The organism is Cellvibrionales bacterium (genome assembly GCA_016713115.1).
Classification (GTDB): Bacteria; Pseudomonadota; Gammaproteobacteria; order Pseudomonadales; family UBA7239; genus UBA7239.
Genome location: JADJPU010000001.1, coordinates 58,162 through 80,355, shown reverse-complemented (window position 1 = coordinate 80,355; position 22,194 = coordinate 58,162). Strand labels below are relative to the sequence as shown.

Sequence of the window (22,194 nt, the reverse complement as noted above, 5' to 3'; positions counted from 1 at the left end):
TTCAAACGCGCACCAAAATTTGCAGCGTGCGCCAGGTGTCGGCTTTTTTGCTGGGTGTTTCTAACATTTCATGAAGAGAGCAAACAGCAATAATCGGCCAGTCGCGGTATTGTGTGGTTGGCGTGCTTATATCGTCGTTGTTACTCAATAGCGATACGGCATTGCTGCCAAAACATAAAATTTGTCGCGCGCCTGTGTTTTTTAAGACACCGCCATCGAGCATGCCTTGAAAGTGATCACGCGCAGCGGCCAAACCTTTCACTCGGTGTTGCGGCAGTGGCCAAGAAAATTGGCTGGCATTGGCGAGCTGCTCGTTGCGGCCAATGGCTTTCAAAATATTGCGCAGTAAGGTGAGCTGCGCGTTATCCATGCGCGCTGTTTCTGCCAAAACGAGTAAATCATCCACTTGCCACAGTGCGATCTGGCAATGAAAAACCGTGTTGTCTATTGGCTGTGGCGACGCAGCAGTTTTTTGCGGGGTGATACGGTGCTGTGATGCGAGTGGCGATTGTGGGCGCGATATTTCTGCATCCAATAATTGTCGAAGCTGTTGTGCGTTATTTGCGGATGATGCGCTGGTTTCTATAGCGTCATCAAAAACATCATCTTGTTCAATTTCTGGTGAGGGCAGCGCGCCCAATAGAGGAAAGCGCGCTGCGTACTGAACAATGCCCATGGCATCCAGATAATCCAGTCGCAGCCGCTCGTTCATCATGCGTTCTCCATCACCGCGTTAAACATGATCGCCTTCCTGCGGGTTGATGCGCAGTTTGCCGGAGGCGAGCAAGTTCAGGGCGTTGAGATACGCTTTCACTGAAGCCACCACAATGTCGGTGTCAGCGCCGTTGCCATTAATCACGCGCCCTGCATGTTCCAAACGCACCGTTACTTCGCCTTGTGAATCTGTGCCGCTGGTGATGGCGTTGACGGAGTACAGCAACAAATCTGTACCACTTTGCGCAATGTTTTCAATTGCTTTGAAAGCGGCATCCACGGGACCGCTGCCTTCGGCTTCCGCTTGTACGGTTTCTCCTTTTACGCGCAAAGACAATTTAGCGTGCGGACGGCTGCCGGTTTTGGATTGCACTTCCAAGGTGTCGAGTTGGTAGGTTTCCTGCACTTCACTCGGTTCCATATCGCTGACCAGTGCTTGCAAATCTTCATCAAAAATTTCTGATTTTTTGTCAGCGAGATCTTTGAAGCGTGCAAAGGCTTCGTTTAAGGCGTTGTCATCTAATTCAATGCCAAGATCTTTCAGGCGCGTGCGAAACGCATTGCGACCAGACAATTTTCCGAGCACCAATTTATTAGCATTCCAGCCCACATCTTCAGCGCGCATAATTTCATACGTTTCGCGGTGTTTGAGTACGCCGTCTTGGTGTATGCCAGATTCATGCGCAAACGCATTCGCGCCAACAATCGCTTTGTTGGGCTGCACAGGGTAGCCGGTGATGCTGGATACCAATTTGGATGTCGGCACAATTTGTGTGGCGTCAATGCGCGTTTCCACCGGAAAAATATCTTTGCGCGTGCGCACCGCCATCACAATTTCTTCCAGCGAGGCATTGCCTGCACGCTCGCCAAGACCATTGATGGTGCATTCCACTTGGCGCGCACCGTTCATCACTGCAGCGAGTGAGTTGGCAACCGCCATGCCGAGATCATTGTGGCAGTGTGTGGACCAAATCACTTTGTCCGAGCCTGGCACTTGTTCAATCAACTGCCGCATGCGTTCGCCCCACAATGCGGGAATGGAATAGCCCACGGTGTCGGGTACGTTGATGGTTTTTGCGCCCGCTTTAATTACTTCGCTAAAAATGCGCACGAGAAAATCCATGTCGGAACGCACAGCATCTTCGGCAGAAAACTCCACATCATCCGTGTATTCGCGCGCCAGTTTGACCGCCATGATCGCCTGTTCCACCACTTGATCGGGTGCCATGCGCAATTTCTTTTCCATGTGAATGGGGCTGGTGGCGATAAAGGTGTGTATGCGACCCGATTGCGCCGGTGTAATCGCTTCACCCGCGCGGCGCACATCATTGGCATTGGCGCGCGCCAATGAACACACGGTGGAAGTTTTGATGGTTTTAGCGATAGTTTGAATCGCTTCAAAATCACCGGGGCTGGCGGCGGCGAAACCGGCTTCAATCACATTGACGCCCAGTTTTTCTAATTGACGCGCAATGCGAATTTTTTCATCGCGTGTCATGGAAGCGCCGGGGCTCTGCTCGCCATCGCGCAAAGTGGTATCAAAAATAATTAACTGCTCTTTAGTGGACATGATTCTGCTCCAAAAATTTGTTTGCTATTAAAAATGAAGAAAATGCGTGCTTGGGTGCCCCGCGCGGGGCGTGCGATATAGATGCCCCTCAGGGCAGCAGGAGCAGGCAAAAGCCATGCGGGGACTGCAGGGCGAGTCCGCGGTGAGTGCAATGCTTGTCGAGAGGCTTGCGTTGCATGGCTAATAGGAGGCGTTTCAAATGATGTTGCGGGAATGATAATCCCGCAGAGTGGGTTTTTCCAAGTAGTGCTCAATGTGCCATAGCTTGTTGCGCGGCTCTTGCCAAAAAACCGCTGCGTGTTTCGCCGTGCGCTTTGGCATATTCATCCACGCGCGCCAGTACGCGTTTAGGCAGCGTGATGTTGATTTTTTCTGATTTGCCTTGATAGCGGCTTATATCAACATCCACTAACGCCCACACCCAGCCAGCAAACTCTGGGTCGGCTTGACGGTTGGCCAATGGCTGAGGCGTGGGGATGTCCATGCCATCCTCGCACAACGCTTCGCAATACAGTTCAATCGCTTCCACGGCATTGGCGAATGCTTCCTCTGCAGAGTCTCCCGCGGAAAAACAGCCGGCTAAATCTGGCACCACCACGCCCCATGCGGTGTTCTCTGTGGCAGGTTCAATAGCAATGGGAAATTTCATAAAACACCTCACTTAAGTCCAGCTTGCTTCAGCAATTTATGCACCAAACCCACGCCTAAATCTCGTTTAGGATGCGGCACGGTAATATGCCCCAGTTTGGTTGGGTGGTTAAAAACATGGTGGCTGCCGCGCATACTGCGCAATTGCCAGCCGTCATCTTCTAGTTGCTTAATAATGTCTTTGCTGTTCATGGTGGTTATTGTAACCACTGCATGGGGCTTTGAGGAATGGGGGGCAATGCGGGTCAGAGTGACATTCGATAAACCGTGATTGCGGCAATCAATCCCCGCAATACACACAACCGCTGGTGCAGGTTTCTTTCACGATAATCTTACTCAGTAGCGGCAGCGCGGGTTTCAGTGCGCACCAAATCCAGCGCGCTAGGTTTTCGCTGGTGGGGTTTTCAAGGCCGGTAATATCGTTGAGATAGTGATGATCGAGCTGTTCCCAGATGGGTTTGAAGGCGGCTTTGATGTCGGCAAAATCCATCACCCAGCCGCTCTGCGCATCCACGGAGCCTGAGACATGGATAGAGACTTGAAAGGAATGACCGTGCAGGCGGGCGCATTTGTGCCCTTCGGGGACATGAGGCAGGCGGTGGGCGGCTTCAATGGAGAATTCTTTGTAGATTTCCATGCGGCTCTCGAAGCGAAAACGGGGTAAAGGGGCTGGTGGCGCGCGATTCTAAAGCAATTAGGTGGAAAAGCGACCATAAAAAGGCGGCAAAAGGCTGGATACGGCTTGCCTGATGGCTTGGCTTTTCTTACAATACGCGCCCTTCGACCTGCCTCAAAAGGCGGGCGTTATTTGGAGTGAATAGACATGTACGCGGTTATTGAGTCTGGTGGCAAGCAACACCGGGTTGTTGAAGGTGAAGTTCTCAACGTCGAATTGCTGGAAGCAGCAGCTGGCGAAAAAATTGATTTCAGCGAAGTGCTGATGGTGGGTAATGGTGCAGAAGTGAAAATCGGCGCGCCATTTGTAGCCGGTGGCAAAGTGACTGCTGAAGTGGTGGGTCACGGTCGTGCGGACAAAATCCGTATCATCAAATTCCGTCGCCGCAAGCACTATCGCAAGCAGCAGGGTCACCGTCAGTGGTTCACCCAAATCAAGATCACCGCAATCAGCGCGTAATAGCAGCGCAGCTACAGAGGTAAACAGACATGGCTCACAAGAAAGCAGGCGGTAGTACCAAGAACGGTCGCGATTCCCAGTCCAAACGCTTGGGCGTGAAGATGTTCGGCGGCCAGAAAGTTGTGGCGGGCAACATCATCGTGCGTCAGCGCGGCACTGAGTATCACGCCGGTGCGAATGTTGGCATGGGCACAGATCACACGCTGTTTGCTACAGCAGCTGGTGAAGTGAAGTTTGAAGTGAAAGGTAAGCACAACCGCCGTTTTGTCAGCATCATCGCTGCTTAATTGCTGTTCTGCTCTGAGAAAGCCCCGCAATGCGGGGCTTTTTTGTTTTAAGCTAGATCGACTCAAAAGCACAAAAATAGCCTTGTTGCTGGATGTATCCCCATGAAATTTGTAGATGAAGTGCCCATCTCCGTACACGCGGGAAAAGGCGGCAATGGCTGCATGAGCTTTCGTCGTGAAAAATATGTGCCGTTTGGCGGGCCAGATGGCGGCGACGGCGGCGATGGCGGCAGTGTGTACCTGCAAGCGGATGCCGCACTCAACACGCTGATTGATTACCGCTACCAGCGTCGGCACCGCGCCAAAGACGGTCAATCTGGACGCGGCGCAAATTGCACCGGTCACGGCGGTGATGATTTGGTACTGAATGTGCCGGTGGGCACCACGGTGATCGACGAAGACACCGGCGAAGTGCTGGGCGATTTAACGCAGGCCAAGCAGCGCCTGCTGGTGGCACAGGGCGGTTTTCACGGCATTGGCAATGCGCGTTTTAAATCCAGTATCAATCGTGCACCGCGTCAGACCAAGCCGGGGCAGCCGGGTGAAGCGCGTAACTTGCGTCTCGAATTGAAAGTGCTGGCCGATGTGGGTTTGCTGGGCTTGCCCAATGCGGGCAAATCAACTTTGATTCACGCCATTTCTTCCGCGCGCCCCAAGGTAGCGGATTATCCGTTCACGACTTTGGTGCCGAATCTCGGTGTAGTCAGCGTCAGCAAAATGCGCAGTTTTGTAGTGGCGGATATTCCAGGTTTGATCGAAGGCGCCGCTGAAGGTGCGGGCTTGGGTATTCGTTTTCTCAAACACCTCACGCGCACGCGCTTGCTGCTGCATTTGGTGGATGTAATGCCGCCCGATGGCTCTGATCCTTTTGATAACATCCGCGCGATTGAAAAAGAGTTGAAAGCGTTTAGCCCCACGCTGGCGGCGCGTCCGCGTTGGTTGGTGTTGAATAAATTGGATTTGATTCCAGCGGATGAACGCGAAGCGTTTTGCAAAAAATTGTACAAACGGCTGAAGCTGACAAAAAAAATGCCGCACTTCGCCATTGTTGCTGCCAGCGGTGAAGGCACGCAGGATTTATGTGAAGCCATCATGTCGCACATTGAGTTGGAGCGTGACATGCAGCAAGAAAATCCAGAATTGGCGCGCGCCGAGGCGGATATTCAACGCGCCATGCAAGAAGAATCCCGCGAGGCGATTGCACAGTTGGCAGAGGCGCGCAAACAAGCGCGTTTACAAAAAGACAATGATGACGACGAAGATTGGGATGAAGATTGGGACGACGGCGATGTGGAAGTGCATTACGTCCAATAAATAAAAAACAAGCAAAAGGTTAGGGGCGGTGAGAACAGAAATACAGGAAGCCAAACGCTGGGTAATTAAAATTGGCAGCGCGGTGTTGACGGATGATGGTCGCGGTTTGGATCGCGACAGCATTCAGCATTGGGTCGAGCAAATTGTCGAGCTGCGTCAGCGCGGCATTGAAATCGTGTTGGTGTCTTCCGGTGCCGTGGCCGAAGGCATGAGTCGCTTGGGTTGGAAGAATCGCCCGGAAGCATTGCACGAATTGCAGGCGGCCGCCGCGATTGGCCAAATGGGTTTAGTGCAGGCTTATGAATCTTGCTTTCACCAATATGGTATTCATACGGCGCAAATTTTGTTGGATCACGATGACTTATCGAATCGTGAACGCTATTTGAATGCGCGCAGCACCATGCAAACGCTGATTGAGTTGGGTGCGATTGCTGTCGTCAACGAGAACGACACAGTGGTTACCGACGAAATTCGCTTTGGTGACAACGATACTTTGGCAGCTCTGGTTGCTAATTTAGTGGAAGCCGATTTACTGATTATTCTCACCGACCAAGACGGTTTATTTGATAAAGATCCGCGCAGCCATGCCGATGCCAAATTAATTGCTAGCGCGCGCGCCAGTGATGAAACGCTAGAAGGGATGGCGAGCGGCACGGGAGGGCGTTTAGGTCGCGGCGGCATGAGCACAAAAATTCGCGCAGCAAAATTGGCGGCGCGTTCCGGCTGTCACACGGTAATTGCCAGCGGACGCAGAAAATCTTTGCTACGCACTTTGCATGAAGAAAACACGCCGATCAGTTTATTAGTGGCGGATGAAAAACCGATGGCGGCGCGCAAGCGCTGGTTGGCAGGGCAGTTGCAAACGCGCGGCACAGTAGTGCTGGATGCAGGCGCGGTCGATGTGGTGCGCAGCAAAGGCAAAAGTTTGCTGCCCGTTGGCGTAAAAGCTGTGCAGGGTGATTTTGAACGCGGCGATATGGTGATTTGCGTTGATGAAAGCGGCAACGAAATTGCGCGCGGCCTGATCAATTATCGCGCAGAAGAAGCGCGAAAAATTATCGGAAAATCAACAGCGGCTATCGCAGCAGAGCTGGGCTATTTCAGCGGTGAAGAACTGGTTCATCGCGATAATCTAGTTGTGAATTAACACAGGGAATACACATGAAGTCGCTGTTTTTATGGGGATTGGTCGCTGCACTCGGCACCAGTGCTTTTGCTGTGCTCGCTTTATCGCAAGGTGAAACCGTCAACGCACTGTGGTTGGTGGTTGCGGCGGTGTGTACTTACAGCATTGCCTACCGTTTTTACGCGCGCTTTGTGGCGCAACGGGTGATGGAGCTCAATGATCGTCGTTTAACCCCAGCTGAACGCCACAACGATGGTTTGGATTATGTGCCCACGCACAAATGGGTGCTGTTTGGTCACCACTTCGCCGCGATTGCTGGCGCTGGCCCGTTGGTCGGCCCAGTGTTGGCGGCACAAATGGGTTATCTGCCCGGCACTTTATGGATATTAGTGGGCGTTGTACTCGCAGGTGCTGTGCAAGACGCCATCATTCTTTTTATTTCCACGCGCCGTGATGGGCGTTCACTCGGCGAAATTATTCGCATGGAAATGGGCAACACCGCAGGCGCGGTGGCGATGCTCGGTATTTTGGCGATAGTGGTTATTTTATTGGCCGTGCTCGGCATGGTGGTGGTGAAAGCGCTGGCCGATAGTCCGTGGGCAGTCTCCACTTTGCTGGCAACAATTCCAATTGCTTTGTTGATGGGCGTTTATTCGCGTTGGTTTCGCCCAGGAAAAATTGGCGAAGTATCGCTGATAGGCTTTGTATTGTTGATGGCAGCGTTGTACGGCGGTCATTGGGTGGCAGCGCATCCGGTGTGGAGCGCACTGTTCACTTTGAAAGGTGAGGCGCTGGCCATCGGTTTAATTGGCTACGGTTTTATCGCTGCGGTGTTGCCCGTGTGGTTGTTGCTGGCGCCGCGCGATTATTTATCCACTTTTTTGAAAATTGGCACCATCATCGCGTTGGCAATCGGCATAGTGATTGTTGCGCCGCCGTTAAAAATGCACGCCATTACGCAATTTGTGGATGGCACGGGGCCAGTGTTTGCCGGTTCGTTATTTCCATTTTTATTTATCACCATTGCCTGCGGCGCTGTCAGTGGTTTTCATGCCTTGGTAGCCTCTGGCACAACGCCAAAAATGTTGGAGCGTGAGTCGCATATTGTGGCGATTGGCTACGGTGCGATGTTGATGGAATCGTTTGTCGCGGTGATGGCGATGATTGCAGCCTGTGTATTGGAGCCTGGAATTTATTTCGCGTTAAACAGCCCCGCAGCAGTGATTGGCACAACAGTAGAATCTGCTTCGCAAGCGATCAGCCAGTGGGGTTTTGTTGTCACGCCAGACATGCTCACGCAATTGGCGAAAGATGTGGGCGAACATTCGGTGTTGTCGCGCACCGGCGGTGCACCAACTTTTGCGGTGGGCATGGCAAAAATTCTTGCCGATATGATCGGCGGCGCGTCGATGATGGCGTTTTGGTATCACTTTGCGATTTTGTTTGAAGCGTTATTTATTCTGACTACGCTGGATGCGGGAACGCGTGTTTGTCGTTTTCTGATTCAAGACATGCTAGGCAATGTAGTGCCTGTGCTTGGCAATACGCGCTCTTGGGTTGCCAATATTTTGGCAACGGCTTTGGCTGTGGGTGCTTGGGGTTGGTTTTTGTATCAGGGTGTGACAGATCCGTTTGGCGGCATCAATAGCCTGTGGGCGTTGTTTGGCATTGCCAACCAAATGTTGGCGGGGATGGCGTTAATTCTGGCAACAGTGGTTTTAGTGCGCATGAAAAAAATGCGCTTCGTGTGGGTGACGGCCTTGCCCGCCGCTGGTGTGTTGTTAGTGACATTGTTGGCGGGTTGGCAAAAAGTTTTTTCGCCCGATACCAAGATTGGTTTTTTGGCGCAGGCAGAAAAATTTTCGGCGGCCTTGGCGCGCAGTGAGGTGCTGGCGCCCGCCAAAACTTTACAACAAGTCGAGCAAATTATTTTTAATAGCTATGTGGATGCAGCGATGGCGCTGTTTTTTATTGCCGTGGTGGTATCGATGCTGTTTTTTGCGCTGCATGCAATTTGGCAGGCGCACCAGCATCCAGCGGTGACAGCCAATGAATCGCTAGTGGTGTGGCGCCCTGAGCACGAGTGGCGCAACGAGGCGGTGTGGCATGAATAAAGAAGCATCACTACAGCGCGTAATTGTTGGCTGGCAGCGCATTGCACAAACCGCGCGTTTAATGGTGGGTGTGGGTGATTACCGCGCCTATGTTGCACACATGCAAAAGCAGCATGCGGAAGCGCCAGTGATGTCAGAGCGGGAGTATTTTCGCTACAGCCAGAATAGCCGCTACGGTGCAGAAGAGGGCAGCATCAAACGCTGCCCTTGTTGATTATGCGGGGGGGGGTAGACTGGAGGCCGAATTTAGCTTTTTGCTTTATCCTCTTAGAAGAAAATCAAACTTAATAAAGGGAATATTGCGATGAAAAAAATGAAAATTGCTGGTTTGTTATTGGCGTGTGCGCTGCCGCTTTCTGCTAATGCTGCGGATGTGTGCTTGAGTATTAATAACGGAGTGATGTTAGTGAAGTTTAAAAAGCCATCAGTGGCTAAAGGGACATATACAACAAAGCTCGATCCCGTATTGTACGTACCGGAGTATGGTTTGGTGGGTATGGGTTCGGGGACTATCGTTGTTCACACAAATGGAGAAGTTGATTTTGGCCTGAATTTGTCTGCTGGAGGTAGCGCGCCAATGAAAAATGATGGCGAACTGTCAGCGACAATATATGTTGCTCGATATAATGTGGACAAGAAAACTTTCACTGGGGGGGCGGCCGGTTCATATGAAGAGGCGTATATTTACGATGAGATTAGTAATGAATCCATCCTGTCTACTGAGAGTGTGGTAATAGCTTCTGTTAGCTGCAAAACACTCCCTGCTTTCTAAAATAAGTTATGTGTTGATAGAAATAAAAAAACCGGCATTGCCGGTTTTTTTATGCTCAGAAAAAGGCGGTAATAGATTTATTCAATAGCCGGCGCGACAGGAAAGGTGCGCATAATTTTTTCAACTGCAATGCGCAGTGCAGCGCGGCGTTCGGCTTCGTTAGAGCTGCCTTTTAGGATGCGTGCAGCAGAGCTGTGCCAGACAGTTTGACCTTGCGTGTTGAAGGCTGCCAAGTGCAATTCGCCACGGTTGTATAGCACAGCGTGAGTTTTTGGTGCTTGCAAGCCTTGGAAAGTGGGTGATTTATCTTTGTCGAATGTCCAGCGCAAACCGTAGTCATTGGCTTCGGAATTATCAAACGCTGGTGCGTCGTTTTCTTCGGTTTCTTCCTGTGTTACCACCACGCGATAATCCAGAGTGATATCCGCATCGCCTTTGGCTACACGCGTAAAGCCGCGATCGTTCATCAGCATGTCGACATACTCACACACCACGCGGTTGAACTCTTGTGTGTGGCCGCCGGTAGGGACAGTTTTATCCATGCCGGAAAAATCCCAGCGATAGGTTTTTAATTCTTCAAAATCGGCACTGGTGTCCGTGCTGTGTGTTTCTACATCGGTACGGCTGGAACTGGAGCACGCGGAGATGGCAAAGCATGCGCACAAAATCAGCGCAAAGCGCATGATCATTTTTTGAAAAGTGGCGGTGATGGTGTGTTGTGCAGAGGATGTCATTAGCGGTTACCGCGATTGGTGGAAGTGTTAGAAGTGTTTTCCGTGGTTGTAGGTGTTGCTGTTTCTACCTTAACAGTTACAGGAATCCATTTGTTAATGATGGCGCGCAATATGCCGTCTCTTTGCATGATGGCGAGCTGTTGATTGACGGTCTGCAAGAGAGCGCTGTTGTTTTTGTTCACGGCCCAACCTAAGCGTTCATCCGTCAATTCATTGTTGAGGCTCATGAAATCTTGGCGTGTGGTATCGGTAGCAAGTGACCAACTGGTTGCGGCATCGTGAATAACATAATCAACGCTGCCATTTTTTAATTTTGCCAAGGCTTCACTGATCGAGTCACAGCGCGAGATAGCCGCATTGCGCAAACTGTCATTGGTGAATTTTTCTCCTGTGCTACCAGCTACGACGGCAACGCGCGCATCGGGGCGAAACAGTGTGCCTTTGTAACCAAAGCGGCTGGCATCGGCGTAGCGAATAATCGCCATTTGTCCGGCGCTGAGATATGGGTTGCTGAAACTCACCAACTGGTTGCGCTCTGGTGTGATGGTCATGCCGGACATGATGATGTCAATTTTTCCGGCTTGCAGTGCAGGAATGAGCTGATTAAATGGCATCTCAACAAATTCTGCTTGGCGGCCGATTTGTTGTGCAATGGTTTCACCAGCGGCGATGTCGATGCCGGTGAGTTGTCCGTCTTGTTTATAAGCCAGTGGTTGATAGTTTGGTGAAACGCCAATGCGCAGCACTTGGTTGGCGAACGCAGAGCCTGCTAATGCGAAGCTGGCGAGCAGTAGAAATAGTTTGATGAACTGACGCATACGATGGTTCTCCTTGAAGTGTTTTCAGTTAGCGTTGTGCATTCAGCGCGCAATAATAACGGGTCTGTTGTTAAAAAAAGCGCATCGACAGATCAATCGCGCGGCAGTGTTTGGTCAATCCGCCAATCGAAATGAAATCAACACCGGTTTCTGCCGTGGCGCGCAAATTGCTCTCGTTGATATTGCCGGAGGCTTCCAGCAGGGCGCGCTGCGCAGTGCGCTTAACCGCCTGTGTCATGTCATCTAAGGAAAAATCATCCAGCATGATGATTTCACAACCGGTGCGCAGCGCTTCATCCAATTCATCAAAGTTTTCCACTTCCACTTCGACGGGTTTGCCCGGCGCAATGCGGCGCGCTTGTTGCACGGCAGCTGTGATGCCTTTGCAGGCAGCGATGTGGTTTTCTTTGATGAGAAAAGCGTCATACAGACCGATGCGATGGTTGTGGCAGCCGCCCACGGTCACGGCATATTTCTGTGCCGTTCTCAAACCGGGGATGGTTTTGCGGGTGTCGAGCAGGCGCACAGAGGTTCCAGTAACCAGTTGTGCGTAGTGATGGCAGGTGGTGGCGGTGCCGGCCAGCAGCTGCAGAAAATTCAGCGCGGTGCGCTCGGCCGTCAGCAAACTGCGCGCCGCACCGTGCAGCGTAAACAGCGTGCTGTCGCCCTCTACGGTATCGCCATCATGCACGCGCCATTCCACGCGAATGTTTGCATCAACTTGGTGCATCACTTCATCAACCCAAGGCCGCCCGCACATAATCATCGGTTCGCGGGTGATGATGCGCGCTTGGCCGCTCTGCTGTGCAGGGATGAGTTGCGCGGTAATATCGCCGGTGCCGATGTCTTCCGCGAGCGCGGCGCGCACTTGCGCGATGATGTCAGATTGCAGGTGTTGAATTCTGTGCATGGCTGGCATTGGCTGGATTGGTGAGGCCGGTATTGTTGCAGATTGATGGGTGTTATGCATGGCGGTTTGGGTGATAACTTGTTGAACAATCAGGAAAACTTATCGCTGCTGATATTAGCCGGCGGCCGTGGTGAGCGACTGGGCGGGCAAGACAAAGGCTTGCTCACTGTCGATGGCAAAACTTTTGTGGAGCGCTTGCTGCTGTGTTTTGCACCGAAAGTGAGCGCGGTGTTGATTTCGGCCAATCGTCATTTTGATGACTATCAAACAATTGCTGCGCCGTGGCACGCGCAAGTTTTGCCCGATACAAATGCAGGATTTCACGGGCCACTGGCGGGGATTTTGACCGGATTGCAGCACACAGTAACGGATTGGTTGTTAGTGCTGCCCTGTGACGCGCAAGTATTGCCAGAGAATTTGCTTGAGAAATTGCGAGCGTGCTGTGAGCAAACGAATGCGCCCGCTGTTTTTGCGGTGGTTGGTGAGCAGCCGCAGCCCTTGGTGTGTTTTTTACAGCGCTCGTTGGTGAACAAACTGGAGCAGGATTTTTTGGCGGGCGAACGCTCGGTGGTGCGTTGGTTGATTTCAGTTGGTGCAGAGCGCTGCCTATTTGACGATGATGCAGATGCACAGTGCTGGAGTGTCAACACGCCGGAAGATTTGGCGCGTCTGATTGCGCAACCTGTAGTAAACTGAAAAACAGAATAAATTTTTTATTATTTAACCTAGGAAGCCGCCCATGAAAACCCTTCGCCACGCCCTTGTCTTCATATCCGCCTTACTCGGCACTTCATCACTCCACGCCGCCCCTGGGGATTTGGATCTCAGCTTTGGTGGCGGTGGTAAAGTCACCACAGCGATTGGTACGGGCGGCGATTTTGGCTATTCGGTGATCCAGCAGGCAGATGGCAAGCTGGTGGTGGCGGGGAGTAGCTGGAACGGTAGCAATGCTGATGTTGCGCTGGTGCGCTACAACGCCGACGGTCCCTTGGATACCGGCTTTGATGGGGATGGCAAAGTCACTACAGCGATTGGTGGGAGCGATGATGTAGGCTATTCAGTGATCCAGCAGGCGGATGGCAAGCTGGTGGTGACGGTGATTAGCTACAACGGCAGCAGTTATGATTTTGCGCTGGTGCGCTACAACACGGATGGCTCCTTGGATACCGGCTTTGACGGGGATGGCAAAGTCACCACGGCGATTGGTGCGGGCGACGATTATGGCTATTCGGTCATTCAGCAGTCGGATGGCAAGCTGGTGGTGGCGGGGACTAGCTACAACGGCAGCAGTTATGATTTTGCGCTGGTGCGCTACAACGCCGACGGCTCCTTGGATGCCAGCTTTGATGGGGATGGCATAGTCACCACGGCGATTGGTGCGGCCAATGATTATGCACAATCGGTAATCCAGCAGGCAGATGGCAAGCTGGTGGTGGCGGGGTATAGCTGGAACGGCAGCAATGATGATGTTGCGCTGGTGCGCTACAACACGGATGGCTCCTTGGATACCGGCTTTGACGGGGATGGCAAAGTCACCACGGCGATTGGTACGGGCTACGATGAAGGATACTCAGTCATTCAGCAGGCGGATGGCAAGCTGGTGGTGGCGGGGACTAGCTACAACGGCAGCAGTAATGATTTTGCGCTGGTGCGCTACAACGCCGACGGCTCCTTGGATGCCAGCTTTGATGGGGATGGCATAGTCACCACGGCGATTGGTGCGGCCAATGATTATGCACAATCGGTAATCCAGCAGGCAGATGGCAAGCTGGTGGTGGCGGGGTATAGCTGGAACGGCAGTAATGATGATGTTGCGCTGGTGCGCTACAACGAGGACGGTTCTTTGGATACTTCGTTTGATGGCGATGGCAAAGTCACTACGGCGATTGGTGCGGGCGATGATTATGGTCGATCGGTGATCCAGCAGGCGGACGGCAAGTTGGTGGTGGCGGGGCATAGCTACAACGGCAACAATTATGATGTTGCGCTGGTGCGTTATGACAGTGGCCAGCTCATTACTACAACCAATCTATGGCTCAAAAAACTCGCCACCAAGGTGGGTGCTGGCAGCAATGACGACCGTTGGAGTGCGCAATACCTGTACAACGCAGACCGCCGCAGCGGGCAGGTGTTTGACCCTGCCACTGATGCGCTGGATATAACGCTGGCAAGCAGCAATATTCATTTACCAGCCGGCTCTTTGCTGAGCAAAGGCAAGGGCTTTGCGTACAGCACAGCCAAAGGCGTGGTTCCGGCAATCAAAGTGTCCTTGATGCCTTCCACACAAACCCTCACGGTGTCGATGAGTGGCACGGAAATTGGCGCTACTTTGCCTGCAACAGTGGCAAACACGGTGAACTTGGGTAGTGAGCAGCGCGTCTTACAGGTGGAGCTGGATGCCAAAGGCAAGTTCCTGCCCACGACAGCCTATAAATCAGAAGCCGTGGTGGTGACTTCTGCCACCGTCAAAGACAGCGGCACCACCAAAGACAGCTTGGTGTTGAAGTTGAATCTCGCCGACCCTGCATTGTTGAGTGCGTACGATTTTGACACCCCATGCCCGCCAGCCAACAAACACTGCAAGCAGCCGGAGGTGGCAATCACGCTGTATGACGAGAACGGTGATGTGTTGTTGAGCAAGACACTGACCAGCCTGCTGGCTACCACGCGCACGGTTTCCGGTATCACCAATATCTACAGCATGAAGAAAATCGCCGCCGATGCCGCGCCAGACAACATCCTGTCTGCCTTCAGCTTTGCCAGCAAAAAAGGCGCTCTCAGCCTCACCTTGAAAAACCTCGTGCTAAACGATGCGTTGGATTCCGCGCAATCCCAACTGGGCGTCGCCATCACCATCGACGGCAAAATTTACTTCGCCCGCGTGACGCTGTTTGAAACCAAAAGTGGCAGCCAAACTTGGAGCACCAAATACAGCACTTATGCCACACCAACGCCGTGAGGGCGTGGGTTTTGGCGTAACCCGCTACAAAACGAGACAATGCCCGTATCGAAAGATGCGGGCATTTTTGTTTTTGGTATGTTTTTTGCTGCGTTCACGGGCAAAGCAACGCAACATTGGAGAACACCATGCACGACTGTAGCAGCGGGCAAGCGCTGATCTCACTGGAAAAGGCGCTGGCACATTACGCAATACTGCCGGTGCTGGAGCCGGTGACGAAGTCACTGCTGCAAGCGAACGGTGAAGTGTTGGCGGAACCGGCGTATGCCGCCTGCGATTTGCCGCCGTTCACACAGAGCGCGATGGACGGCTATGCCCTGCGCCATGCAGATCTCGGCAGTGCGTTGACCGTGGTGGGCGAAGTGGCAGCGGGGGATGTGTTTTCGCGCCCTTTGCAGGCGGGCGAAGCCGTGCGCATTTTTACCGGCGGGCGACTGCCGGAAGGCGCAGACACGATTGCGCGGCAGGAAATTGCCCAGCGCGACGGCGCGCAGTTGTCGATCAATCAGCCTTTGAAACAAGGGCAAGATGTGCGCCTGCGCGGCGAAGAGGCCAGTTGCGGCACGCAGATATTGGCGGCTGGGCAGCGGCTCACGCCAGGGCGCGTGGCAGCACTGGCCATGGCGGGTGTTGCGCGAGTGACAACATATCGCCGACCGAGAGTCGCCGTCATCATCACCGGTAAAGAAGTCGCGCGACCGGGTGAACCGCTGGCGGAGGGTGCAATCCCCGATGCCAATGGCCCTTTGATCGCCAGTTGGTTGGCTGCACAAGGCTTGGTTTGCACAGAAATGCTGTGGGTGGGTGACGATTTGGCGGAGCTGGTAGCTGCGTTAGCGCAAGCCAGTGCCGCAGCCGATTGGGTTATCACCACCGGCGGGGCATCAGTGGGGGATTACGACTACCTGCCCGCAGCGGCAGAGCAAGCGGGTTTTACCTGCGATTTTCACAAAGTGGCACAGCGGCCGGGCAAGCCAGTGTGGTTCGGACGCAAGCCCGCTTGCCTGTTACTGGCGCTCCCTGGCAACCCTGGCGCGGTGTGGGTGGGCTTGTATGTGCACGCAGCGGCCATTCTTGCTCGTATTGAGGGCGGCGTTGCACCAATTTGGCAGCGCGGGCGGCTGGCGAAATCCATGAAGGCGAATCCATCTGTGGCGCTGTTGCAGCGCATGCAACAACAGCAAGACGAAAGTGGCGTGGTGTGGCTGGCACCGCTGCCGCATCAAGGATCTCATCAGTTGAGCAATTTGGCCGAGGCCAATGCGCTGGTGTGGTTTCCTATCAGCGCCAATCGTGTAGAAGAAGGCACGGTGCTGCCATTTTTGTGCATTGGGTGAGCCTTGGGTCTTACGAGTATAGATCTTGCGATAAACTGACAGTAATCCGTGGAGTATGAGTGATGAAGTTGTTGGTAGATCGTCATGGTCGCACCAAGCGTAAGCTGAGGTTGTCGCTGACTGATCGTTGCAACTTCCGTTGCCGCTATTGCATGCCCGACGAACCCACATGGTTGCCGCGCAAAGAGTTGTTGAGTAACGCTGAGTTACTGCGCTTGGCGGCACTGTTTGTGGAGCAGGGCATCACGCAATTCCGACTCACTGGCGGCGAGCCGCTGCTGCGCATGGATCTGGAAGATGTGGTTGCCCAACTGAACGGGCTGCGCGCCAAAGGCTTAGAGCGCATTTCGATGACCAGCAATGGCACGCTGTTGGCGAAGCGCGCGCAAGCACTGGTGGATGCCGGTGTGGATGATTTCAACATCAGTTTGGATGCGCTGGATGAATCTGTTTTTACGCGCCTGACCAAGGCCGATATCCACCCCGTGTTGGCCGGTATTGATGCCGCACGCGCCACCGGTGTCAGCGTCAAAATCAACACCGTTTTAGTGCGCGGTTACAACGACGATCAAGTGCTGCCGCTGTTGGAATGGGCGATGGCAAAAAATCTGCCGCTGCGTTTTATCGAATACATGCCATTGGATGAGCCGGGGCGCTGGCAACGGCAATCCGTGATGGATGAAGACGCTGTGCTGGCAATACTGCGCAGCCGTCACCGCGTGGAAAAACTGGCGCGCAGCAGTGATCCCGCCAGCCCGTATTTGGTGGATGGTCATTACCCGCTGGGCATCATTAGCACTGTGTCACATCCGTTTTGCGCCAGTTGTGATCGCCTGCGCCTCACGGCCAAAGGCGAGCTGTACACCTGCTTGTTTGCCGCCAACGGCACGCCCTTGGGCGAGCCGCTGCGCCAAGGTGCCAGCGATGAACAGTTGCAAGAAAAAATTGCGCAAGCGGTGTGGCATAAACAAGCCGGTTACGCCGCCGTGCCGGAGCCGGTGGAACGGCCTATCCGAATGTATGCAATGGGAGGTTGAGTGTGAACGCCGAACAAAAAACGGTGACATTTGAATTATTGGCGGGCATAGAACGCCAAGCGGGTTGCCGTTATATCGATGTGCAAGTTGACAGTGAACACGCCACTGTTGGCGATGCTTTACGCGTGCTGCAAAACGAATATCCAAAATTGCATGAAGCGATTGAACGCTGCGCTTGCGCGGTGGGCGATGCCATTGTGCGTCGGCAAGCGACATTGCCCGCGAGCGGCGCGATTGTTTTACTGCCGCCGGTGTCTGGAGGTTGATGGCATGAGTGAACACATTCAGCGCATGGGTGAAGCGCCGTTGGACATCAACGCGCTGCTGGCTTTGAGCGAGTATCCCGATTGCGGCGGCTTGGCATTGTTTGCCGGTGCAGTGCGCAATCACCACGAAGGTAAATCGGTGCAGCGTTTAATTTACAGCGCGTATTTGCCGGTGTGCGAGCGTTTATTGGCAGACATAGAAGCGGAAGCGAAAGCAAAATTTGGTGTGAGCTATATTGCCGTGCGTCATCGCGTGGGCGAATTGGCCATTGGCGAATTGGCGATCGTGTGTGTGGTGCAAGCGCCGCACCGCGCAGAAGCGTTTGCCGCCTGCCGTTGGGCGGTGGATGCAGTGAAACACGGCGCGCCAATTTGGAAAGAAGAGTTTTATACCGATGGCAGCAGCCAGTTTGTGGAAGGCTGTTGTTTACACAATCACGATGATGAAGAAGTAGAGCATCGTCACCATCATCACAAGGAATGCGCATGAAAGACATCACGCTAAAACCTGAGAGTTTGCGTCAAGCGATAGCGACTGCCACCTTAAAAGCACCGCCAGAATGTATTGAATTATTGCGCCGTGGTGAAACAGAAAAAGGTGATGCACTGAAAACGGCACGCGTGGCCGGCATACTCGCGGCGAAACGCTGCGATGAAATGATTCCGCTGTGTCACCCACTGCCGATTTACAGTTCAGAAATTACTTTTGTGTTGGATGCAGCGGCTGTGCATATTCAAGCCAGCGTAGAAACCATTGCTGCGACCGGCGTAGAAATGGAAGCGCTGTTGGCGGCGAATGTTGCCGCACTCACTATTTACGACATGTTGAAGCCGCACACCGAACAGGAAAATTTATTGCTGACCGATTGCAAACTGTTGCAAAAAACCGGCGGCAAATCGCATTTCAAACGCAAATTAAAGCGGCGTTGTTCCGCGATGGTGATCGTGCTGTCGGACACCGTGGCGCAGGGCAGAAAAGAAGATACAGCAGGGCGCAGTATTTGCGAGGTGCTGACCACAGCGGGCTTTGATCCAATTGGCTATTGCGTATTGCCCGATGAATCTGCTGAATTGGAAGCAGTGCTGAAAGAAAACATTGCGCAGCAGGTGAGCTTGATTATCACCGTGGGCGGTACAGGTTTAGGGCCGCGAGACAGAACGGTGGAAGTGGTCACGCCACTGCTCACGCAGGAAGTGCCAGGCATTATGGAAGCGGCGCGTGTCTTCGGACAAAAACGCACACCGTATGCGATGTTGTCGCGCGGCGTGGCCGGTTTTGCCGAGCAAAGTTTGGTGGTGACTTTCCCTGGTAGTCGTCGCGGTGCAGAAGAATCCATGGCAGCTTTATTGCCAGGCTTGGTGCACTTGTTGGATGTTTTTGTTGGCAAACCACACACAGGCGGGTATCAATAAATGAAAAATTTACAGGGAAAAGTGGCGGTGATTACCGGTGCGGGCAGCGGCATAGGCCGTGCGTTGGCACAGGCGTTTGCGGCGGAAGGTTGCCACATGGCACTGGTGGATATTAACGAAGGTGGTTTGCAAGAAACGGCGGCTTTGCTAGCAGGAAAAAATGTGCGCGTGAGTACGCATGTGGCGAGCGTTGCAGATCGTGAACGCATGGCGGCATTGCCTGCCGAAGTGGAACAACAACACGGCGCGATTCATTTGTTATTCAACAATGCAGGCGTCACCGTCAATAAAAGTTTCGCTGATCACACACTGCAAGATTTGGATTTTGTTTTGGGTATCAATCTGTGGGGTGTGTTGTACGGCTGCCATTATTTTTTGCCTTACATACAAAAGCAGGGCGAAGGCCACATCATCAATACCTCCAGCATGACGGGTTTTCTCGGCTTTCCCAATCAGAGTTCTTATTCCCTCACCAAGGCAGCGGTGAAAGGTTTCAGTGAAACGCTGTATGCAGAGTTGGCGCACTGCAATATCGGCGTGACCAGTATTCATCCAGGGGCGATTCGTACCAATATTTTGAACGCCACCATGGAGCGTTCCGGCGCAGACAACGACACAAAGCGCATGGCGGCACTGGTGGCGAAGTTTGGTAGATCACCGGAGTATCTCGCTCAAAAAGTGCTGAAGGCAGTGAAAGCTAATCGCATGCGTGTGGTGATCGGGCCCGACGCGTGGCTGTTTGAAATCGGCAAACGCCTGTTTCCGCAGTGGATACACATTCCCTTTCGCATAGCTTTGACCAAGGCGGCGGCTAAAAAAAGTGATCGTTTGGCGTAGCACACTCCTGTCTATACAATGCGGCAATGCTTTGATTTAACGGCACACCAGTGACAGAAGAACCCTACATCCAGCTCAATAATGTGGCCTTTGCTTACGGGGATCGACCGATCCTGAAAGATATTGATCTGAGCATCCCCAAAGGCAAGTTGGTAGCCATTATGGGCGGCAGCGGTTGTGGGAAAACGACATTGCTGCGTTTATTGTCGGGGCAACAGCGACCGCAACACGGTGAAGTGTTGGTGGGTGGCGAACGCGTTGATCAAATGAATACCAAGGCGCTGTACCGTTTCCGTCGCAAGATGGGCATGTTGTTTCAATTTGGCGCGCTGTTTACCGATTTATCTGTCTTCGATAATGTGGCTTTTCCTCTGCGTGAAAACACCGATCTGCCGGAGAGTGTGATTCGCGATTTGGTGATGATGAAGCTCTCTGCCGTGGGCTTGCGCGGCACACAAGATATGAAAACTTCCGAACTGTCTGGCGGTATGGCGCGTCGCGTTGCCTTGGCGCGTGCGGTGGCACTGGATCCCGCATTGATGTTGTACGACGAACCGTTCACCGGTTTGGATCCGATTTCTCTGGGTGTTATCGCGCATCTCATCAAAAAGCTGAATGCAGCACTGGGCACAACAGCCATTATGGTGACGCACGATATTCACCATTCCCTCGCCTTGGCAGACAAGGTTTGTTTTATGGCGCACGGTGAAATTGTTGCCTCCGGCACACCGCAAGAAGTGCTGAATTCGACAGATCCTTGGGTGAAGCAATTTGTGCGCGGCGCGGCAGACGGTCCGGTGCAGTTTGCGTTTCCTGCCAAGACAACCATTGCGCAAGATTTTGGAATGGAGCAGCAGCATGGCCGATGAGCGCAACTTACCCAGTGGTGTTGTGAACACGCTGCGTGAGCTAGGGGCGTGGTTCATCAATACACTCTGGAAACTCGGGTTCGCCAGCCGTTTTCTAGCGGCGGTGGTGATGCAGTCGGGACAGTTGTTTCTGCGTCCTCAATTACTGATCCGCGAAATCTTTTTTGCCGGCGTGCTCTCGCTCATCATCATCGTGGTGTCGGGCTTGTTTGTCGGTATGGTATTGGGCTTACAGGGTTACAACACGCTGGTGCGATTTGGTTCGGCGGATGCGCTGGGTACGCTGGTAGCGCTGTCGCTGTTGCGTGAGTTGGGGCCGGTGTTAGCGGCGCTGTTGTTTGCCAGTCGTTCCGGTTCGGCCATGACGGCGGAAATTGGTTTGATGAAAGCCACCGAGCAGTTGGACGCGATGGCGGTAATGGGAGTGAACCCGCTGGCGCGCGTAGTTGCACCACGGTTTTGGGCGGGCTTGTTTTCACTGCCTATATTGACGGCGTTGTTCAATGTTATGGGTATCATTGGCGGCTACTATGTCGGCGTGGTGATGATCGGCCTTGATGAAGGCTCATACTGGGCGCAGATGCAAAATGCAGTAGATTTGCATGACGATGTGATCAATGGTCTGATCAAAAGCCTATTTTTTGGTGTTGCTGTAACCTTGATAGCTGTGTTTGAGGGTTATGACGCTGAGGCAACGGCGGCGGGAGTATCTGCTGCCACGACGCGCACAGTAGTGACATCGGCACTGGTGATTTTGGCGATGGATTTTGTACTCACAGCATTTATGTTTTGAGATAAGAAATACAAAAAGGTAATGACGAAATAATGAAACGAGCAACAATAGATTTATGGGTGGGTGTGTTTGTGGCTATCGGCTTATTGTCGGTGGCTTTTTTGTCGTTGAAAGTTGCCAATCTTACAGGCAGTAGTGGTGAGAAAACTTACACACTCTATGCAGATTTTGACAATATCGGTGGTTTGAAAGTAAAAGCGCCGGTGAAATCTTCCGGCGTGGTGGTGGGGCGTGTGGTAAGTATCGGTTTGGATAAAACAACTTACCGTGCACATGTCACCTTGGCGTTGGATGCCAACTACGAATTTAGCCGCGATGCGAGTGTCGAGATTTTAACTTCCGGTTTATTGGGTGAGCAGTACATCGGTGTAACGCAGGGCGGCGATGAAGATGTGCTCAAACCGGGTGAGAAGTTTACTTTGGTGTCTTCGGCCTTGGTGTTGGAGCAGTTGATCGGCAAGTTCATGACATCCATGGCAGAAAAGCCGGCGACAACAACGCCTGCACCAGCGCCTGCACCAACAGCACCGTAAGCGAATTG

General features: G+C 52.9%; 26 protein-coding genes. 18 read left to right on the top strand and 8 right to left on the bottom strand.

The genetic code is table 11. The features are described 5' to 3' along the window. Position 1: 1 nt before the first annotated feature. The 5 genes from IPK30_00400 to queD form a co-directional block, all read right to left on the bottom strand. Positions 2-712: a hypothetical protein gene (locus tag IPK30_00400; GenBank protein MBK8101798.1), complete on the bottom strand. Its 711-nt coding sequence runs from the start codon at positions 710-712 to the stop codon at positions 2-4. A gap of 21 nt (positions 713-733) precedes the next feature. After that, complete coding sequence (locus tag IPK30_00395; GenBank protein MBK8101797.1) at positions 734-2,284, bottom strand: 2-isopropylmalate synthase; 1,551 nt, start codon at positions 2,282-2,284, stop codon at positions 734-736. A gap of 250 nt (positions 2,285-2,534) precedes the next feature. Further along, positions 2,535-2,933 (bottom strand): type II toxin-antitoxin system HicB family antitoxin, encoded by a 399-nt coding sequence (locus IPK30_00390; protein ID MBK8101796.1) that lies wholly within the window; start codon positions 2,931-2,933, stop codon positions 2,535-2,537. Positions 2,934-2,941: 8 nt separating this feature from the next. Beyond that, on the bottom strand, positions 2,942-3,124 hold the full coding sequence (locus IPK30_00385; GenBank protein ID MBK8101795.1) for a type II toxin-antitoxin system HicA family toxin: 183 nt from the start codon (positions 3,122-3,124) through the stop codon (positions 2,942-2,944). An 88-nt stretch (positions 3,125-3,212) separates the two neighbouring features. Then, on the bottom strand, positions 3,213-3,569 hold the full coding sequence (gene queD, locus IPK30_00380; protein ID MBK8101794.1) for a 6-carboxytetrahydropterin synthase QueD: 357 nt from the start codon (positions 3,567-3,569) through the stop codon (positions 3,213-3,215). Between the two features lie 186 nt (positions 3,570-3,755). Between queD and rplU the strand changes: the two genes are divergently transcribed. The 7 genes from rplU (at position 3,756) to IPK30_00345 (ending at position 9,680) form a co-directional block, all read left to right on the top strand. After that, a complete protein-coding gene (gene rplU, locus IPK30_00375) occupies positions 3,756-4,067 on the top strand; it encodes a 50S ribosomal protein L21 (protein ID MBK8101793.1) in 312 nt (103 codons plus the stop codon). 29 nt (positions 4,068-4,096) lie between these two features. Then, positions 4,097-4,354 (top strand): 50S ribosomal protein L27, encoded by a 258-nt coding sequence (rpmA, locus tag IPK30_00370; protein MBK8101792.1) that lies wholly within the window; start codon positions 4,097-4,099, stop codon positions 4,352-4,354. Positions 4,355-4,456: 102 nt separating this feature from the next. Continuing rightward, entirely contained in the window at positions 4,457-5,668 is a 1,212-nt protein-coding gene (gene cgtA / locus IPK30_00365; GenBank protein ID MBK8101791.1) for an Obg family GTPase CgtA, read from the top strand. 28 nt (positions 5,669-5,696) lie between these two features. Then, the gene (locus IPK30_00360) at positions 5,697-6,815 is read left to right on the top strand and encodes a glutamate 5-kinase (GenBank protein ID MBK8101790.1); all 1,119 of its coding nucleotides are present in this window, start codon (positions 5,697-5,699) and stop codon (positions 6,813-6,815) included. 14 nt (positions 6,816-6,829) lie between these two features. Beyond that, complete coding sequence (locus IPK30_00355; protein ID MBK8101789.1) at positions 6,830-8,908, top strand: carbon starvation protein A; 2,079 nt, start codon at positions 6,830-6,832, stop codon at positions 8,906-8,908. Continuing rightward, entirely contained in the window at positions 8,901-9,122 is a 222-nt protein-coding gene (locus tag IPK30_00350) for a YbdD/YjiX family protein (protein MBK8101788.1), read from the top strand. Before IPK30_00355 ends, IPK30_00350 begins: the two co-directional genes overlap by 8 nt. A gap of 90 nt (positions 9,123-9,212) precedes the next feature. Continuing rightward, entirely contained in the window at positions 9,213-9,680 is a 468-nt protein-coding gene (locus IPK30_00345) for a hypothetical protein (GenBank protein ID MBK8101787.1), read from the top strand. Positions 9,681-9,757: 77 nt separating this feature from the next. On the opposite strand, the gene IPK30_00340 is transcribed toward IPK30_00345, so the two are convergent. The 3 genes from IPK30_00340 to IPK30_00330 all read right to left on the bottom strand — a co-directional run bounded on the left by IPK30_00340 (position 9,758) and on the right by IPK30_00330 (position 12,151). Further along, positions 9,758-10,414: a DUF4136 domain-containing protein gene (locus tag IPK30_00340; GenBank protein MBK8101786.1), complete on the bottom strand. Its 657-nt coding sequence runs from the start codon at positions 10,412-10,414 to the stop codon at positions 9,758-9,760. Then, positions 10,414-11,232 carry a transporter substrate-binding domain-containing protein gene (locus tag IPK30_00335; protein MBK8101785.1) on the bottom strand — a complete coding sequence of 273 codons (819 nt, stop codon included), beginning with the start codon at positions 11,230-11,232 and terminating at the stop codon, positions 10,414-10,416. The genes IPK30_00340 and IPK30_00335 overlap by 1 nt, the downstream gene beginning before the upstream one ends. A gap of 70 nt (positions 11,233-11,302) precedes the next feature. Then, a complete protein-coding gene (locus IPK30_00330) occupies positions 11,303-12,151 on the bottom strand; it encodes a carboxylating nicotinate-nucleotide diphosphorylase (protein ID MBK8101784.1) in 849 nt (282 codons plus the stop codon). Positions 12,152-12,187: 36 nt separating this feature from the next. On the opposite strand from IPK30_00330, the gene mobA reads away from it, so the two are divergent. From mobA to mlaD, 11 genes are all read left to right on the top strand, one after another. Continuing rightward, positions 12,188-12,838 (top strand): molybdenum cofactor guanylyltransferase, encoded by a 651-nt coding sequence (gene mobA, locus IPK30_00325; GenBank protein ID MBK8101783.1) that lies wholly within the window; start codon positions 12,188-12,190, stop codon positions 12,836-12,838. Positions 12,839-12,881: 43 nt separating this feature from the next. Further along, positions 12,882-15,101 carry a hypothetical protein gene (locus IPK30_00320; GenBank protein ID MBK8101782.1) on the top strand — a complete coding sequence of 740 codons (2,220 nt, stop codon included), beginning with the start codon at positions 12,882-12,884 and terminating at the stop codon, positions 15,099-15,101. Between the two features lie 128 nt (positions 15,102-15,229). Then, positions 15,230-16,438 (top strand): molybdopterin molybdotransferase MoeA, encoded by a 1,209-nt coding sequence (locus IPK30_00315; protein MBK8101781.1) that lies wholly within the window; start codon positions 15,230-15,232, stop codon positions 16,436-16,438. Between the two features lie 62 nt (positions 16,439-16,500). Then, positions 16,501-17,475, top strand: a complete 975-nt coding sequence (moaA, locus tag IPK30_00310) for a GTP 3',8-cyclase MoaA (GenBank protein ID MBK8101780.1) — start codon at positions 16,501-16,503, stop codon at positions 17,473-17,475. 2 nt (positions 17,476-17,477) lie between these two features. Next, entirely contained in the window at positions 17,478-17,741 is a 264-nt protein-coding gene (locus IPK30_00305) for a MoaD/ThiS family protein (GenBank protein MBK8101779.1), read from the top strand. Positions 17,742-17,766: 25 nt separating this feature from the next. Then, positions 17,767-18,231 carry a molybdenum cofactor biosynthesis protein MoaE gene (locus IPK30_00300; GenBank protein MBK8101778.1) on the top strand — a complete coding sequence of 155 codons (465 nt, stop codon included), beginning with the start codon at positions 17,767-17,769 and terminating at the stop codon, positions 18,229-18,231. Further along, a complete protein-coding gene (locus tag IPK30_00295; GenBank protein MBK8101777.1) occupies positions 18,228-19,154 on the top strand; it encodes a bifunctional molybdenum cofactor biosynthesis protein MoaC/MoaB in 927 nt (308 codons plus the stop codon). Before IPK30_00300 ends, IPK30_00295 begins: the two co-directional genes overlap by 4 nt. Beyond that, positions 19,155-19,991 carry an SDR family NAD(P)-dependent oxidoreductase gene (locus IPK30_00290; GenBank protein MBK8101776.1) on the top strand — a complete coding sequence of 279 codons (837 nt, stop codon included), beginning with the start codon at positions 19,155-19,157 and terminating at the stop codon, positions 19,989-19,991. 50 nt (positions 19,992-20,041) lie between these two features. Then, positions 20,042-20,860 carry an ABC transporter ATP-binding protein gene (locus IPK30_00285; GenBank protein ID MBK8101775.1) on the top strand — a complete coding sequence of 273 codons (819 nt, stop codon included), beginning with the start codon at positions 20,042-20,044 and terminating at the stop codon, positions 20,858-20,860. Continuing rightward, positions 20,850-21,653, top strand: coding sequence for a lipid asymmetry maintenance ABC transporter permease subunit MlaE (mlaE, locus tag IPK30_00280; GenBank protein ID MBK8101774.1), 804 nt, complete (start codon positions 20,850-20,852; stop codon positions 21,651-21,653). Before IPK30_00285 ends, mlaE begins: the two co-directional genes overlap by 11 nt. 32 nt (positions 21,654-21,685) lie before the next feature. Next, a complete protein-coding gene (gene mlaD / locus IPK30_00275; GenBank protein ID MBK8101773.1) occupies positions 21,686-22,186 on the top strand; it encodes an outer membrane lipid asymmetry maintenance protein MlaD in 501 nt (166 codons plus the stop codon). The last annotated feature ends 8 nt before the right edge of the window (positions 22,187-22,194 follow it).